Annotated in this window: 1 protein-coding gene; it reads right to left on the reverse strand. The window is 73.2% G+C overall.

What is annotated here, in order from left to right; genetic code table 11:
• Positions 1 to 1,100: hypothetical protein (locus tag AC1D15_RS33660; RefSeq protein ID WP_477829479.1), on the reverse strand; the 1,100-nt coding region annotated here is incomplete at both ends.

Below are 1,100 nucleotides of genomic sequence, written 5' to 3' on the forward strand. Positions count from 1 at the left end.
GCCGCTGCAGCACCGGCCAGCCGCACAGCAGCGCGCCGCCGACCGAACCGCCCTCCATCGCCCGCGCAATCCAGGGCCGTAGCGTGGCCGCGGCCTCGTCGACCACGCCGAGCCGCAGCCGCACATCCRCCAGCAGCACCGTCGCCTGCCCTGCCGGGAAGAAGCACGACGGCTCCTGATCGAGCGCCAGCGGCGCGAGCAGCGCCTGCGCATCGGCCAGCCGCCCATCCACCATCGCGACGAATGCGCGGCTGAAGCTGCGGTCGAATGACGCCGCTGCCCACTCGTACGGATTCAGCACCTGCGCGAGCCGCGCATCCAGTTCGCGCAAGCTCGCCTCGTCCTGCAGGATCCACGCCGCGCGGCTGTGCGTKAAGAGCAGCTCGTACTCGTGCGTCAGCCGGTTCGGCGCCGAACCGTGCTCGGCGAGGTCGTGCCGGCCCTCCAGCGCCGCCGCATACGCCGCCTCGCGCCGCCCGCACACCGCATCGATCAGCGTGTGCGCCATGTGGTTCTCGGTCAGCACGCTGCGCGGCCGGCCGAGCCAGCGGCAGTCCTCGTCGGCGCGCGCCAGCCAGTGCTCGGCCTCGTCGAGCCGCCCAGCCGAGAACGCGAGCCATGCGCGCGCATGCAGCACGCCGGCGCGCAGCTGCGTCGGCGTGTCGCCGAACAACACCGTCGCGCGCTGGCCGAAGCGCTCCAGCAGCACGTCCATGCCCGGCATGCCGACCATCAGGCTGTGGAAGAAGCAGGCATCCCACACCGCCGGCTCGGGCACCCGCTCCAGCGCCTGCAGCATCTGCTCGAACCACGGCGCCACGTCGGCCGCGCGCGCCTGCGCATAGGCCGCCCACGCCGAGCCGAAGCACACGAAGGCGCGCGTGCCGTCGTCCAGCGGCAGCGCCAGCAGCTTCGGCAGCTCGCGCGCGGCCACCTCGGTCTGCGCCATGTTCTGCATCGCGAGGCAGGCATAGGCCCGCGCGCGCCACGCCTGCGCATCGCGGCCGGCCGCGCGGAAGCCGGCTTCGGCCTGCTGCATCGCGGCCAGCATCGTGTCGAACGCGAAGCTCGGGAAGCAGCTGAGCCCGCGCAGGAAATGC

It is taken from the genome of Rhizobacter sp. P2_H2 (genome assembly GCF_056403375.1).